This window comes from Gordonia sihwensis (genome assembly GCF_029632925.1).
Lineage (GTDB): Bacteria > Actinomycetota > Actinomycetes > Mycobacteriales > Mycobacteriaceae > Gordonia > Gordonia sihwensis.
Window position 1 is genome coordinate 3572128 of record NZ_CP121248.1, and the last position, 15453, is coordinate 3587580.

Genomic DNA, 15453 nt, shown 5'->3' on the forward strand with positions numbered 1-15453 from the left:
CCCACGGCCAACTCCCCACACCTTCTGCGTAATTCTGCGCATGTCCGCGAGGCGCCGCACCGCGACGCTGGAAGGCATGACGAACAACAACGATCCAGCAGTCGCGGCGGCCCGCCTCGGCGACGAGCTGAAGAGCATCGCGGGCCGGATGTCGGCGGTGTCGGCCGACTTCGAGGCGTTCACCGCGGCGCTCGCCCGAGAGTCGGAGACACCGCAGGACGCGGATGTGCCCCCGGTCGCGGCGACGGGACCGCAGCCCGCGCCCCAGCCCCAGCCGCAGCCTGAGCCGCAGCCGCAGTTGCAGTACGCGACGGTGCCGCCGACGGTGGGCACACCGTTCACGCGACAGCCCTTCGGTCCCCAGTCGTACAGTGTCCCGTCGTACGCCCCGCAGCCCTACCCGCCTCATCCGTACGGCTCGCCGTCGTACGCTCCGCGCCCGTTCCCGGCGCCGCCGGCCACGCCGGCGCCCAGCCTCGGCAAACGACTCTCCGACGCCGCCGAACGCGGGCTGGTCGGCCGGGTTCTGGCGGCGGTCGGCGTCGCGATCACGCTGATCGGAATCGTGCTGCTGCTGGTTCTGGCCGCACAGGCCGGTCTGCTCCGGCCCGAGCTTCGCGTCGCCGGCGGCGCGGTCTTCGCCGCCGCGCTGGTCGCCGTCGGATGGCGGGTCGGACGCCGACCCGAGAAGCGTCCCGGCGCCGTCGCCCTGATCGCGACCGGCGTCGCCGCGGCCCTACTCGACGTCCTCGCCGCCACCGCGATCTACGGCTGGCTGCCGGAGTCGGCAGCGCTGGTCGCCGGCGCACTGATCGGCGGCGGCGGACTGTGGTCGGCGCACCGGTGGAACAGTCAGGCGCTCGCACTCATGGTGTCGGTGCCGCTGCTGGTCTTCGCGCCGGTGGTCGCGGGCGGCGTCGACGAACTCCTGGTCTGCTTCATGCTGACGTACGCGGCGGCCACCCTGTGGCTGCAGGCCGGTCGGGACTGGACCTCGCTGTTCGTAGTCAACACTGTCGCCACCACGCTTCCGATGACCGTGTTCGTGGTGATCGGCGACGGCCCTGCGTGGTTCCTGGCGGTCACCGCGCTCACCGGGCTCGCCCTGGCGCTCTGCTCGGCGATCATGCTGGCGCCCGCAAGCAGTCGCGCCGCGGTGCTCGGACTCACTTCGGTGGCCGCGGCGATCCCGCTGCCGATGATCGCAGGTCAGTGGACCGCCGGGGCCGGATCGTCGACGGCGGTGATCGGATTGGGGGCCGTGCTGTTCGTCGTCGCCGCGGTGGCTACCCGCGGACCAGCGTCGGTGCCCTTCGTCTGCCGGGTGGTGTGGCTGGCCGCGGGAGCGGTGCTGATCTCGATGGCGCTCGGGGTCGCACTCGACGCCTCCACGATCTCGCTCGGCTTCCTGGCGGGTGCGGTGATCATGGGTCTCGCGGCCCGTTGGGCCGACGATCTGCGGGGCGCAGTGCGGATCGCGGCCACCGTGTTCGCGGGCCTCGGACTGTCGTCGCTGCTGGAGACGGGCGGGGCGCAACAGCTCCTGTATCCCGGCGGGCTGAGTGACTCGGTCCACGCGACCCTCCTCGTCGGCTCACTCCTCGGCCTGGCCGCCACCATGGTGCTGGCCCGCGAATGGGGCACCGCAGCGCCGAGCCGCGCACAACAGATCTGGCTGATCGGCGGCCTCATCGGCCTGTGGCTCACCACCGAACTGTGCGTCGGCGTCGCCGGAGTCGCCACCGGAGGCTCGGCCACCGGATTCCGCGCCGGTCACCTCGCGGCGACCCTCGTCTGGTTCGGCTCCGCCGCCGCGGCCCTGATGTGGGCGCGGAGGCTGCAGGGAGCGAGCCGCACCCTCACCCTCGCCACGGGGTTGTCGGTGATCGCGGCGGCGGTCGCGAAACTCTTCCTGTTCGATCTCGCCGCCCTCGACGGAATGTTCCGGGTGATCGCCTTCATCGTCGCCGGACTGGTTCTGCTCTCGCTCGGCGTGGCTTACGCGCAGCGATTCACCTCCGAGGAACCCGCGCACTGACCCGCAGAGAATTTTGGCTCCCGGAACGGTCTCACAGACCGTTCCGGGAGCCAAAATTTTGCAGACCGGAACCGATAGCCCGGCACGTGCGTCTAATTGAAGGTGGGGGAAGCACAGTCGACAGCCGATCGTCGGGCGAACAGCCGGTGGTCGGAGCATCCGGAGATCGCGGTCGCACACCATCTCGCCGCTCACGACGGCGTGATCACCACCGGACAAGCACTGGCCTGCGGACTCACCGTGGGCCAGATCCGTTCGCAGGTGGAGCGAGGCCTGTGGATACGGCAGGCCCGCGAAGTCTTCCTCTCCCTCGCCCACCCGCTGGAGGCCGCCGCGCGAATACGCGTGGTCGCGCATGCGAGGGCGGCCACCATCGATCGCACCGCTGCCGCCTGGTGGCACGGACTGGTCCGAGACGTTCCCGGGCCGATCACCGCCGCGGTGCCGCGCTCGGCGAAGCCGAATGCGACCTGCGGGGTGGCTGCCGACCTCAAGCGGCGCACCTACCCGCACGAAGACATCACCGAGGTCCGCGGAATCCAGGTGACCGGCACCGCCCTGTCGGTTCTCGGCGCGGCGTCAGAACACGAGGAGGGTCTGGTCTTCCTCGATCGGATGATTCAGAAGCGCGTGGTGACCGTGCCCGAACTGGTCGCCGCGCTGGACCGGAACCGCGGCGTCCACGGACTCGCCCGAGTGCGCAAGCTGCTGGGTGTCTCCGCCGACGGCTCGGAGTCCGAGGCCGAACGACTCTTCGTGCGGATGCTCCGCAGCGAACAGATCACCGGATGGAAGCAGCAGTTCCCGATCTGCGGTCGGCCGTGGGACTTCGCCTGGCCCGCCGAGCGCGTCGGCGTGGAGATCCATGGCTACGCCTTCCATCGGCACGAGGACCGGTGGAACCGCGATCTCGCGAAGGCGAACTCGATCGCCTGCCTCGGCTGGATCCCGCTGGCCTACTCGTGGAAGCAGCTCAATCTGGCGCCCGGCGACTGCATGCGCGAGCTAGCCAATGCCCTCGCCGCCCGCCGCGCCGAACTTCTCTGAAAACTTTGGCTCCCGGACAGGTCTGTGAGACCCGTCCAGGAGCCAAAATTCTCATCACGCCGCGGCGCGCGCCTGTTCCACAGGCTCAAGGGCCTCCGAGACGATCACCGCGACATCCGTCATCGGCTTCACCTCGAGCGCCTCGAGCACCTCAGCCGGAACCTCGTCCAGATCGGCCTCGTTGCGCTGCGGGATGAAGACCGTCTTCAACCCGTTCCGTTGCGCGGCGAGCAGCTTCTGCTTCACGCCGCCGATCGGCAGCACGCGCCCGTTCAGGGTCACCTCGCCGGTCATGCCGACATCGCTGCGCACCCGCCGGCCGGTCAGCATCGACACCAACGCGGTCACCATCGTGACACCCGCGGACGGTCCGTCCTTAGGAACCGCACCGGCCGGGAAGTGGACGTGCACCGTGCCGTTGAGATCAGCCGGATCGATGCCGAAATCGGCGGCGTGCGCCTGCACGTACGAGAGCGCGATCTGCGCCGACTCCTTCATCACATCACCCAGCTGGCCCGTCAGCTTCAGCTGCGGTCCGGCCGCGTGCTCACCCTTCTCCGACGTGCCCGCCGCTTTCAGCGCCTCGATGAACAGCACGTCGCCGCCCATTCCCGTCACGGCCAGACCGGTGGCGACGCCCGGAACCTCGGTGCGCTCGGCGGTTTCCGGAGTGAACCGCGGTCGCCCGAGGTACTCCACCAGCGCAGTCTCGTCGACGACGATCGGCCCGCTCGCTTCGCTCCCGGCGCCGTGCGAATCCGGCCCGCTCGCTTCGCTCCCGGCGCCGGCCTGCACCGCGACCTTCCGCGCCACCTTCGCCAGCATCCGCTCGAACTGCCTAACACCCGGCTCACGGGTGTAGTTCGCGGCGATCTCACGCAAGGCGCGCTCGGTGACACTCACCTCGTCCGCCGTGAGCGCGGCCCGCTCCAGCTGTCGCGGAACCAGGTAGTCACGCGCGATGGCGACCTTGTCGTCCTCGGTATAGCCGTCGATCGTGACCAGCTCCATGCGATCCAGCAGCGCCGACGGAATGCTCTCCACCACGTTCGCGGTAGCGAGGAAGACCACGTCCGAAAGGTCCAGGTCCAGATCCAGGTAGTGGTCACGGAACGTGTGGTTCTGCGCCGGGTCCAGGACTTCCAGAAGCGCCGCCGCGGGGTCGCCACGGTAGTCGGAGCCCACCTTGTCGATCTCGTCGAGCAGGACGACGGGATTCATCGAACCGGCTTCGCCGATGGCACGGACGATCCGTCCGGGCAGCGCGCCCACGTAGGTGCGCCGGTGACCGCGGATCTCGGCCTCATCGCGGACACCGCCGAGCGCCACGCGGACGAACTTGCGACCGAGCGCGCGGGCCACCGACTCGCCGAGCGACGTCTTACCGACCCCGGGAGGTCCGGCCAGCACCATCACCGCGCCGGAACCGCGACCGCCAACCACCGACAATCCGCGTTCGGCACGCCGGGCGCGGACCGCCAGGTACTCGACGATCCGGTCCTTCACGTCCTCCAGACCGTGATGGTCGGCGTCGAGGATCTCCCTCGCCCCGATCAGGTCGGTCGAATCGTCGGTCCGGACCGACCACGGAAGGTCGAGCACCGTGTCGAGCCAGGTCCGGATCCAGCCGGATTCGGGGCTCTGATCACTTCCTCGCTCGAGCTTCCCGACCTCCCGAAGAGCGGCCTCACGGACCTTCTCGGGCAGATCGGCGCCCTCGACGCGAGTCCGGTAGTCCTCGGCACCGTCCGGCTCGTCCTCCCCGAGTTCCTTGCGAATGGCGTTGAGCTGCTGGCGCAGGAGGAACTCCTTCTGCGTCTTCTCCATGCCCTCGCGCACGTCGGCCGCGATCTTGTCGCTGACCTCTGTCTCCGCCAGGTACTCCCCGGTCCAGTCGATCAACAGCCGCAGCCGCTCGTCGACGTTCTCGGTCTCCAGCAACCGACGCTTGCGCTCATCGCTGATCCACGACGCATAGCCTGAGGTATCGGCGAGGGCGGACGGATCGGTGAGGCGGTTGACGGCGTCGATCACCTGCCACGCCTCCCGGCGCTGCAGCATCGCGAGTACCACCTTGCGGTACTCGGCGGCCAGTTCGCGGGTGGTCTCGGTGGGTTCGGTCTCCTCAACCAGCTCCACCTCCACCCACAGCGCCGCACCCGGACCGGTGGTTCCGGCACCGATGTGTGCGCGCTGCTCGCCGCGGATCACCGCGACGTGGCCGTCTCGGCCCTGCATGCGACCGACCTGCACCACCGAGGCGATCACGCCGTGTGTCGGGTAGCGGTCGTCGAGGCGCGGGGCGATCAGGATCTTGCCCGCACCGTGCTCTGCGCTGTCGCTCGCGCGAGCCGCGTCGACGGCGGCCTGCGCGGCGTCGTCGAGCGGCACGGGCACCACCATCCCGGGCAGCACCACGAGCTCGGGAACGAACAGCACGGGAACGGAAATGTTCTCAGACATCACACCTCCAAAGTTCAGTCTGCTCGACTCAACCGAGGGTGCCCTTTGTTTGTTCCGGAACGGTGTTCGCCCTGGGCGATCAGGCCGTGGCCCCTCCGGCGTCGGCACGGCGAGGTTGCGCCGACAGCGGCTGATCCGATGTCAGACTCGCCGGTGACCAGGCGAAACTGTCGGGATCGACGAATGCGTCGGCATCGGAACCGACGACGAGCCGGTGCGAACCGCTGCCCTCCGGCGGCACACCCGCGTCCTTCGCCGCGGCCTTCCTGCCGTACAGGGCGAGGGTGACGGCGCCGTCGGCGGCCTCGAACTCGACGTACTTGCGGCCGTAGCTCTTCGCCACCGTGAGCCCGTGGTCGACGTAGAAGGCTTTGCTGGCGGTGATGTCGGAGGTGCCGAGTAGCAGTACCAGGGAGTCGACCACGCGCAAGGGCGCACCGGTGGGCTTCTTCGACGACGCCGCGATCTTCCACAGGGTGCCGTCCGGTGCCTGAAGCACACCGCCGTATCCCCAGAACGACTTCTTGGCGGGCTTGACGACGCGCGCGCCCGCCGCGATCGCCGGTTCGATGAAGGAATCGACGACCGCGGGGTCGGCGACCACGAGCGAGATCACGAATCCGCGGAAGCCCGACGTCGGCGGCGTGGCCTGTTCGAAGCGCAGACGGTCGCCGATCCCGAACGCCTCGTCGTAGAAGGACTTCGCCGCCTCGACGTCGGCGACCTGCAGGGTGAGTGTGTTGATGTTCGTCATACGACTGACGCTACGAGTGCACGGTTCGCGATGCTTCTCGAAAACTGCTCGATGGGGTGGGGTGGGTGGGCGAGCGGGGCGGCGGTGGTGGTTTCGACTCGCTCCGCTCGCTCAACCAGCCTGAGAGGGCGCTCGCTCAACCAGCCTGAGAGGGTGCTCGCTCAACCGGCCTGAGAGGGGCTCGCTCAACCAGCCGCGACTACCAGTCGGCCTCGTCGAAGACCACCATGCCGCGGATGTTGTGGCCCTCGAGCATGTCGTCGTACGCCTTGTTGATCTCTTCGAGGCGGTAGGTCTGGGTGACGAGGTCGGCGAGGTTCAGCTTGCCCGCCCGGTACTCGTTGAGGAGCTTCGGCACCTGGGTGCGCGGGCCGGCGCCGCCGAAGATGGCACCCTGCACCCGCTTCTGCATCAGCGTCAGATCGAAGAGGTTGAGTTTGACGTCCATCGCCTGGAAGTCGCCCATGCCGACCACCACGGTCTGGCCCCCCTTGGCGGTCATGGCCATCGCGGGCGCGATGTACTCGCCCTTGATCTCGCCGACGGTGAGGATGACCGTGTTCGCCATGGTTCCCCATGTCATCTCTCCGACCGCCGGGATCGCCTCCTCCATGCTCTCGAAGGTGTGCGTGGCGCCGAGCTTCTCGGCCATGTCTCGCTTGAACTTCACCGGGTCGACGGCGACGACGTGCCGGGCGCCGGCCGCACTGGCGCCCTGGACGGCGTTGATTCCGACTCCGCCGATGCCGACGACGACCACCGTGTCGCCGACCTTGGTTCCGCCGATCTCGGTGGCCGAACCCCAGCCGGTCGCGATGCCGCAGCCGAGGAGCGCGGCCTGCTGAAGCGGGATGTCGTCCTCGATTTTGACCAGTGACGCCTGGTTGACGGTGATGTACGGAGAGAAGGTGCCGAGCAGACACATCTGGGTGAGGCCCTCACCGTTCATCGTCACCCGGTGGGTCTTGTCGGAGATCGCCTTGCCGGTGAGCAGGCCGGCTCCCTCGTCGCAGATGTTCTGCTGGCCCCGCGAACACGGTCCGCACACACCGCAGGCGGGGATGAAAGCGGTGACCACGTGGTCGCCCTCCGCGAAACGAGTGACGCCCTCTCCCACCTTCACGACGACGCCCGCACCCTCATGGCCTCCGACCACCGGCATCGGCGCCGGACTCTGGCCGGTCCGCAGGTGATGGTCGGAGTGACACAGTCCCGAACTGACGAGCCGGACCTGGACTTCACCCGCGACGGGGTCGCCCAGCTCGACTTCTTCGATCTTCCAGTCCTCGTTGACACCGTGCAGAACCGCGGCCTTCGTCTTCATCGCGTCACGCTTTCTTCTCGACTGTGCCGCGCGTCACCTGCGCGCGGCTGACTCCATGGTGCGTCGGACTCGGTGCCGTCAGGCGAGATTGGGCGTATCGGTGGTAACGACTGCGGATTCTTCCGCGATCTCCTGCGGGACGAGAGGTACTCGTCTGCGAACTGTCAGCGGCGACGCAGAGAATCGAGGCGATGAAGTTCAAGCGCGACCACCCCGTCATCGTCGGCGTGGTCTCCACTCTGCTCGCGGCGGCCGCGCTGCTCGGCGTTCTGCTGTGGCAAGCGGGGCCCGGCTCATCGCCGCACGGCGCACCCGCAGCGCACCGAAGCCACTCGACCATCACCCCGGCGGCGCATCGAGCCGTCGTCACGTCGGCCGAGCCCTTCCTCCAGCGCATCGCGTATCCGGCCGCGCACGCCGACCCCACTCAGAACTACGCCGACCTCTATCTGCCGATCGTCTCACCTGCCCACCCGAGGCTTCCGCTGGTGGTGCTGGTGCACGGAGGCGCCTGGGCGCGCGGTGTCGGTGCACACAGCTTCGACCGTCTGGCACGCGACCTCACCGCCCGCGGCCTGGCCGTCTACAACGTGGAGTATCGGCGCCTGGGGAGCGGCGGCGGCTGGCCCGCCACGTTCACCGACGTCGCTACCGCTCTCGACGATCTGCCCGCTGTGATCCGCGCGCATCCGCAGATCACTCTGCGGAACTCGGTGCTCGCCGGCCACAGCGCCGGCGCCCAACTCGCGGTGTGGTCCGCACTCCGCACTGCCGCCGATCCCGGTCTCGGTCTCGGCCCTCCGCGCTGGCGGCCGTCGACGGTCATCAGCGTGTCCGGGCCGCTCGACATGGTGTTCTCCGCCACGCACGGCGACTCCCGTGTGATCCGCGCCCTCGGCGGACCGCCCAGCGCGGTCGCCGACCGCTACCGCGCCGTGGACCCGCTGGAACTGGCCACTGATGGCGACGAGGCGTCCGCGCCCGAGATCGTAGCGGTGCACGGCACTGCCGACCGACTCGTGTCGGCGGTCAACTCCGAACGATTCGTCGCCGAGTACCTGCTGCACCGGGGGCACGGTCGACTGCAACTGCTGCCCGGTGCGACGCACACATCGATGTTCGAGGCGCATTCGGCGGCCTACCGTTCACTGATCGACTTGATCGCCGCAGAAGCGCTTCGTCCATGACCGCTGGCGCAGCCGGCCGCCGCGCGTTGCGAATGGAAATCGCCGGGACGATCCCAGTAGCATCCGGCGTGTGAAGTCTGCTGGAACCGACGTTACGGCGGGACCGCCGACTCGACACAACGAAGACGCCGCCACCGGGAACACCTCCGGTTACCGGCCCGACCTCGACGGGTTGCGCGGCATCGCGATCTTCCTCGTCGCCGTCTTCCACGTCTGGTTCGGCCGCGTGTCCGGCGGCGTGGACGTCTTCCTCACGCTGTCCGGCTACTTCTTCGTCGCCTCGCTGCTCAAGCACGTGATCCGAACCCAGCCGGCCGATGTCTCCTGGCGCGCGGCGGTGGATCCGTGGCCCCGGCTGAGCCGGCTGCTGCGCCGCCTGCTTCCGGCGATGTTCCTGCTGCTCGCCTTCATCGCGGCAGGCGTCTGGTGGCTCATGCCGAGCACCCGCTGGGGTCCGCTCGGCGAGGAGATCATCGCCTCGGCCTTCTACTACCAGAACTATCACCTGGCCTTCCTCTCGCAGGACTACGGCGCCGCCGACTCCGCGATCAGCCCGATGCAGCATCTGTGGTCGATGTCGATGCAGGGCCAGTTCTTCGTTCTGACCCTCCTCACCGCGCTCGCCCTGGGCGGCCTCCTCAAATGGGGTGCCGCACGCTGGGAGGCACTGGCCCGCCCGAACGTGATCCGCGCGATCGTCGGGACGTCGCTGCTCGCGGTGACGCTCGTGTCCTTCGCCTGGGCCAACTACCGGCACGGGATCAACCAGCCGTTCAACTACTACGACACCGTGGCCCGCATGTGGGAGCCGCTGGCCGGCGGTCTGCTCGCCGTCTGGATGCCCAGGCTGCGCCTGACGAACTGGCTGCGCACGCTGCTGACGGTGTTCGCCGTTGCGATGATCGCCTCGTCCGGATTCTGGATCGCGGGCGTCCAGGAGTACCCGGCCGTCATGGCGCTGGTGCCGGTCGGATCGACGCTCCTGCTGATCTGGGTCGGTTCGTCTGCCACCGCGACGCGGGCGGTCCCCGGCAACGACCTGAGCCCCGGCGGCCTGGTCCTGGCCCACCCGTGGATCGTCTGGCTCGGTTCCATCGCGTACTCGCTGTACCTGATCCACTGGCCGCTGCTGATCTTCTACATGAACTGGCGATTCGTCGACGACGTGAACTTCGCCGAGGGCACCGCGATCCTGGTGGTCTCGGTGATTCTCGCCTGGTTGATGACGAAGTTCGTCGAGACGCCGCTGCGCGCGGGACGCGGCGGCGGCTTCTCGGCGGGCTACCGGCGCGGGCTCACCGCGATCCTCGTCGTCGCCTCGGTCTTCGCCGTGGCGAGTGCCGGTTACTGGCAGCACCGCCAGAGTCAGATGATCGTCGACACCACCAATCTCGACCCCCGCGAGTATCCCGGTGCCCGGGCCCTCCTGGAGGGTGCGCCGAGTCCGGCCGTGCCGGTGGCGCCGTCGCCGGAGGCTGCCGCCGAGGACTGGCCGCTGAGCCACTGGGACCACTTCTCCAACTTCGGCGATCCCGCGATCAAGGTCGGCGTGTACGGCGATCCGCAGGGCGCGCACACCGTCGCCGTGGTCGGCGGCTCGCATTCCGAGCACTGGATGACCGCGCTCGACAAGATCGGCAAGAACCGCGGTTTCCGCGTCACGACGTACATGAAGGCGGGCTGCGCGCTCTCGACCGAGGCCGAGGTGGAACTCGACGGCCGCACCCTCACCGAATGCAACGAGTGGTCGCGGGCGGTGGTCGACAAGCTGGCCGTCGACCGGCCCGACGTCGTCTTCACCACCGCCACCCGGCCCGCCCCCACCGGACAGAACGGCGACGTGGTGCCGCGCGGCTACGTCGACTACTTCAAGGAGTTCCGCGACCGCGGGCAGAAGGTGGTCGCCGTACGTGACACCCCGTGGGCGCACGGACCGCTCTCGCCTCCGGAGTGCATCGCTTCCGGCAAGCTGCCGCGTGTGTGCGGCGTGGAGCGGTCACGGGCGCTGTCGCCGGTGAACCCGGCCGACGCGCTGATCCCGGATTTCCCGAACATGACCTTCCTGGACTACAGCGACGGTTTCTGCAACGACACCTACTGCCCGGCTGTGGTCGGCAACATCCTGGTGTGGCACGACTACCACCACGTCTCCACCGCCTTCATGCGCAGCCTGGCGCCGTTCCTCGACCGTGACCTGCAGAAAGCCACCGGCTGGTGGTAGCGGGACCGACACCGGCCCGGCAGCGGGCACACAGTGAGTGCACAGGGTGGGCTGTTAGCGTGTCCGATTGATCCGCTCCCCCGCAACCGTGAGGTCACCCGATGTCGTCCACAGCTGTCCTCCCCGAGGCGGCTACCCCGACCGTTCCCGCCGTAGGCTCCGCGCCGCCGGCGCCGGCGCCGGCCAAACGCCCTTACCTCCATCACGTCGACCTGGTGCGCACGATGACCTTCGCCCTGGTCATCTTCGTGCACACGCTCACGTCGACGACCGCCGAGTTCACCAGCATGGGCACCAACGGGACCGCGCTGCTGTTCCACTCCACCCGGAACATCTTCTTCGCGCTCACCGGCTTCGTGCTCATGTACCAGTACCTCGACCGTCCCGACTTCCGCGCCACGTCGTTCTGGCGGCGCCGGATCAAGCTGGTCATCGTGCCCTACCTGGTGTGGTCGGTGCTGTACTGGACCATCGAGGGAATGTGGGCGAGCGGACGCCTCGGTGACGTCCCGGGCAGCCTGGACGAGTTGTTCGACCGCATCAAATGGGGGACGGCCGCCTACCACCTGTACTTCCTGTTCGTGATGCTGCAGGTGTACCTGTTGTTCCCGCTGATCCGCCGGCTTGTGGCGCGCACCCGCGGCCGGCACTGGTGGCTGCTCGGCGCGAGCGCGGCGCTCCAGATCACCGTCTTCGGTCTCATCTGCTACTGGACTCCGCCGACCGGGATGGCCGAGCTGTGGAGCCATCTGTACGCCACCGTGGTGCCCTACCAGCTGCTCATCATCCTCGGTGCGCTGGCCGCCGACCACCGGGAACGCGTCGGGCAGTGGCTGCGAGGGCGCGGCGAACTGCTCGGCTGGCTCCTGCTGGGCACGGGTCTGCTCGCCGTCGGCGCCTACGTGCACCGGGTGCTGTTCTCCGGTGCGCCGATCAACGATCCGGGCAGTCCGTTCGAGCTGACCTTGCTCCCGTTCATCGTGGTCGCGGCCATCAGCGTGTACGCGACGGGACTGCACTGGGCCACGTTCCACCGTGAGCGGACGCCGATCATGGCGAAAGTGGTCGCCTACGCGTCCAACCGGTCGTTCCCGGTGTTCCTGGTACACGTGATGGTGCTGTTCTTCCTGCTGCGCCCGGTCACCGACGACGGCCAGAAGTGGCTCGTCGCCCACATCCCGCAGCCGCTCGCGACGTTGACGGTGTACGTCAGCACACTGGCGATCTCGCTCGCCGTCGTCGAAGTACTGCGCCGACTCCCGGGGTCGCTGTACCTCACCGGACGCCCGCGGCTTCCGTTCCGGCCGACGATCTGACCCGCCGGACCGACCGTCGTCGGCGCGGCTCGGACTCAATCGCGCAACCGGCACACCACGGCGGCAGCGTGGCCCGACCCGTTCGCGGTCACCAGCACCACCTCGGAGTGCCCGCCGGCGCGCGCGTCGATGAGCCCCTCGATCGGAGCGGCGGCGTGCGTCGACAGGCTCGTCGCCACGAACCGACGGCCGGCCGCGAGCCGGATGCCTCCGGGCGCCACGGCCACGATCGGCAGATCGTCGCCGACCGCGGTCAGCACCCGCTCGACTGCGGCATGCGTACCGTCCGAGTCGGCGCTCGACCGCAGAGCCGAACCGTTCCGGTCGCCGCGGCGGTGTCCCGGCTGCGGGGTGCCGGTGAGCACCGCGGCCGCTCCCGCGACCACCACCAGCACCGCGCCGTGCGTCTGCGCCAGCATCGACGATCCCACCGCGATCGACGACGGCACCCCGCAGCCGTCGTCGACCACATCGAGTGCGCGCACCGCAGGGGCTCCCCCGAGTCCCAGTTCGTCGCGCACCCGCTCGGCCGACCAGGTGTCGTCGGCCGGCGGCCTCACGTGGATCACCGCGACCACGTCGCGGACCTCGAGCCCCGCGTCGCCGAGCGCGGCGTGCGCCGGTCCGAGACGGCGGTCGTGCGACGCGCCGGTCGCGACCGCCAGACCCGAGACCCGGACCTGGCCGGCCGATGCGGCGGCCGCACTCGCGCCGCTGCGGGCGGGGTTGTCAGGCATGGACTCACGCTACGGCCGGCGACGGCGGCGATACGCCGTCCGAATGACCGCCGCAGCCCGCGGCTCAGCGGCGTGCGCGGACGGTGTCGATCACCGCGCGCGGCCGTGAGCCGAGCGCCTCGCGGAGCTGGTTGCGGACCAGGCTCAGCGGCGAGCAGCGGTCGCACGGCGCCACCACGCCCAGCGCGTCGACATCCCACGCGCGGCACAGCGTCACCGCGCGCGCCACGTGGAAGTTCTGCGTCACGATCATCGCGGAGCGGACGTCGTACATCGTCGCGGCCCGGCGGCATGTGGCGTTGGTGTTCACCCCGAGCGGATCGTCGACGATGCTCGTCGACGGCACTCCGTGGGCCTGGAGGTACGCGCGCATCACCCGTACCTCGTTGCCCGCGGAGTCGGCGTCGTTGCCGGATACGACGATGCGGTCCACGCGGCCGGACCGGTAGGCGTTCACCGCCACGTCGAGCCGCGGCCCGACGTAGTCGCCGACCTGCCCGTCGCGGACCTTGGCTCCGAGCACGATCATGGTGCGGGGCGCGTCGTCCGGGATCTCGGAGGCCTGCACCACTCGTCCCCGCGCACCCACTGCCATCCACACCGACGCGATCGTGACGACCGCTTCGACGGCGATCACTGACAGCAGAATCACCGGAATCAGACGCCGGATCGCGGGGGAACGCAGGGGCACCGGTCCAACCTAGACGCAGCGCCGGCCACCCGGGCACACCGACCCGGTCCCGGGTCCCCCGGTCATCCGGACCGGAAGGCTGTCACAATCTCTCGCAAGCGGGACGCGCGGTCGCGCAGGGAGGGGAGACGCCGATGCAGTACATGCCGGTGACCGAGTCGATGTTCCTGATCGCCGAGACGCGAGATCAGCCGATGCACGTGGGCGGACTGCAACTGTTCGTACCCCGCGAAGGCCAGTCGGCCGAGGATCTGGCCGACGAGATATCCGAACGCTTCCACGCCGCGACCGACGTCTCGCCGATGTTCCTCAAGCGCCCAGCCACACCCGCCCAGATCGCCGGCTACACCGCGTGGACGCAGGACGACGAGGTCGACTTCGACTATCACATCAGACACATCGTTCTGCCCCGTCCGGGTGAGATCAAAGACCTGCTCCGCTACGTGTCGCTGAATCACGGCGCCCTCCTCGACCGCCGTCGCCCGATGTGGGAGATCCACATCATCGAGGGCTTGGCGGACGGCCGCGTGGCGCTCTACACGAAGGTTCATCATTCGATCGTCGACGGCGTCTCCGCCCTGCGCTTGCTGCAGCGCTCCCTCTCCACCGATCCCGACGACCGTTCCGGTACCGCCTTCTGGGATATGGAGCTGGTGCGTCGACGGCGCCGCCGGCGGCGGGAGCAACGGCCGCCGAAGGGCTCGTCGCGGTTGCTCGGTGCGGTGACGGGCGTGGCCGGAGCGATCGCCGACACCGCGGGCCAGGTGGTCGGCATGGCGCCGGCCGCCGCCCGGATCGCCGCCGCGGGCGTCTTCGACAAGGATTACGTGGCCCCGATGCAGATGGCGCCGTCGACGATCCTGAACCAGTCGATAGGCTCGGCGCGCCGCTTCGCCGCGCAGGACTGGCCGGTCACCAGGCTTCGCGCGGTGGCTCGGGCGCAGCAGATGACGCTCAACGACGTCATCCTCGCCATGTGCTCCGGAGCACTCCGCCGCTACCTGAGCGATCACGACGGCCTGCCCGACGAGTCACTGGTGGCGATGATGCCGGTGTCGCTGCACAGCGACGGAGACTCCGACGGGAACGCGGTCACCGCGATCACCGTGCGGTTGGCCACCGACATCGAGTCGCCCGCCGACCGGGTGGCTGCCATCAAGGCGTCCACCCACGGCGCCAAGAACGTGGTGCGCGGGCTCAAACCGCTGCAGGCTCTCGCCCTGGGCGCCGCGACCATCTGGCCGCTGGCCTTCGCGACGGTCCCCGGGTTCGTCGAGTACACACCGCGCGCGTTCAATCTGATCATCTCGAACGTTCCCGGACCGGAGGAGCCGCTGTACTGGAACGGCGCCCGGCTGGACGGCTCGTACCCGGTCTCCATTCCGATGGAGGGGCAGGCCATGAACATCACCGTCACGACGATCGGCGGCAAGGCCGGGTTCGGCGTCATCGGTGCGCGGGCCCAGCTGCCGAGCCTCCAGCGCATACTTGCCCACCTGGAGACGTCGCTGGCCGAGTTGGAGGCACTGCCTCCGGCACGGTGACCGGCAGCGCGAAGCCCGCCCCGCGGTGGCGGGGCGGGCTGTTGATCGCGCTACCGAGTCAGGTCAGTCCGCTGGTGATCAGTGCGACAGCCGATCCCGTCGCAAAGTACTCGGCGAGGCTCCGGCGGATT

The 15453-nt window shown here is 69.2% G+C and carries 11 protein-coding genes; 6 read left to right on the top strand and 5 right to left on the bottom strand.

Features of this window, described 5'->3' with window-relative positions:
• The first annotated feature begins 76 nt into the window (after nt 1-76).
• On the top strand, nt 77-2038 hold the full coding sequence (locus P5P27_RS17030; protein WP_278125192.1) for a DUF2339 domain-containing protein: 1962 nt from the start codon (nt 77-79) through the stop codon (nt 2036-2038).
• Between the two features lie 102 nt (nt 2039-2140).
• A complete protein-coding gene (locus tag P5P27_RS17035; RefSeq protein WP_052692449.1) occupies nt 2141-3085 on the top strand; it encodes a hypothetical protein in 945 nt (314 codons plus the stop codon).
• A 54-nt stretch (nt 3086-3139) separates the two neighbouring features.
• Here P5P27_RS17035 and lon read toward each other — a convergent pair whose 3' ends face one another.
• From lon to P5P27_RS17050, 3 genes are all read right to left on the bottom strand, one after another.
• Nucleotides 3140-5548, bottom strand: a complete 2409-nt coding sequence (gene lon / locus P5P27_RS17040; RefSeq protein WP_278125195.1) for an endopeptidase La — start codon at nt 5546-5548, stop codon at nt 3140-3142.
• Between the two features lie 79 nt (nt 5549-5627).
• The gene (locus tag P5P27_RS17045) at nt 5628-6302 is read right to left on the bottom strand and encodes a VOC family protein (protein WP_278125197.1); all 675 of its coding nucleotides are present in this window, start codon (nt 6300-6302) and stop codon (nt 5628-5630) included.
• Between the two features lie 199 nt (nt 6303-6501).
• Nucleotides 6502-7626, bottom strand: coding sequence for an NDMA-dependent alcohol dehydrogenase (locus P5P27_RS17050; RefSeq protein ID WP_006898017.1), 1125 nt, complete (start codon nt 7624-7626; stop codon nt 6502-6504).
• Nucleotides 7627-7817: 191 nt separating this feature from the next.
• Between P5P27_RS17050 and P5P27_RS17055 the strand changes: the two genes are divergently transcribed.
• From P5P27_RS17055 to P5P27_RS17065, 3 genes are all read left to right on the top strand, one after another.
• The gene (locus tag P5P27_RS17055) at nt 7818-8813 is read left to right on the top strand and encodes an alpha/beta hydrolase family protein (RefSeq protein ID WP_278125199.1); all 996 of its coding nucleotides are present in this window, start codon (nt 7818-7820) and stop codon (nt 8811-8813) included.
• 70 nt (nt 8814-8883) lie between these two features.
• Nucleotides 8884-11034: an acyltransferase family protein gene (locus P5P27_RS17060; RefSeq protein ID WP_278125201.1), complete on the top strand. Its 2151-nt coding sequence runs from the start codon at nt 8884-8886 to the stop codon at nt 11032-11034.
• Nucleotides 11035-11135: 101 nt separating this feature from the next.
• Nucleotides 11136-12350 (top strand): acyltransferase, encoded by a 1215-nt coding sequence (locus P5P27_RS17065; RefSeq protein WP_278125203.1) that lies wholly within the window; start codon nt 11136-11138, stop codon nt 12348-12350.
• A gap of 35 nt (nt 12351-12385) precedes the next feature.
• On the opposite strand, the gene P5P27_RS17070 is transcribed toward P5P27_RS17065, so the two are convergent.
• Together P5P27_RS17070 and P5P27_RS17075 are read right to left on the bottom strand one after the other, a co-directional pair.
• Nucleotides 12386-13087: a hypothetical protein gene (locus P5P27_RS17070; RefSeq protein ID WP_278125204.1), complete on the bottom strand. Its 702-nt coding sequence runs from the start codon at nt 13085-13087 to the stop codon at nt 12386-12388.
• Between the two features lie 64 nt (nt 13088-13151).
• Nucleotides 13152-13778 carry a SanA/YdcF family protein gene (locus P5P27_RS17075; RefSeq protein ID WP_278125206.1) on the bottom strand — a complete coding sequence of 209 codons (627 nt, stop codon included), beginning with the start codon at nt 13776-13778 and terminating at the stop codon, nt 13152-13154.
• A gap of 134 nt (nt 13779-13912) precedes the next feature.
• Between P5P27_RS17075 and P5P27_RS17080 the strand changes: the two genes are divergently transcribed.
• Nucleotides 13913-15322 carry a WS/DGAT/MGAT family O-acyltransferase gene (locus tag P5P27_RS17080; RefSeq protein ID WP_278125208.1) on the top strand — a complete coding sequence of 470 codons (1410 nt, stop codon included), beginning with the start codon at nt 13913-13915 and terminating at the stop codon, nt 15320-15322.
• Nucleotides 15323-15453 lie beyond the last annotated feature (131 nt).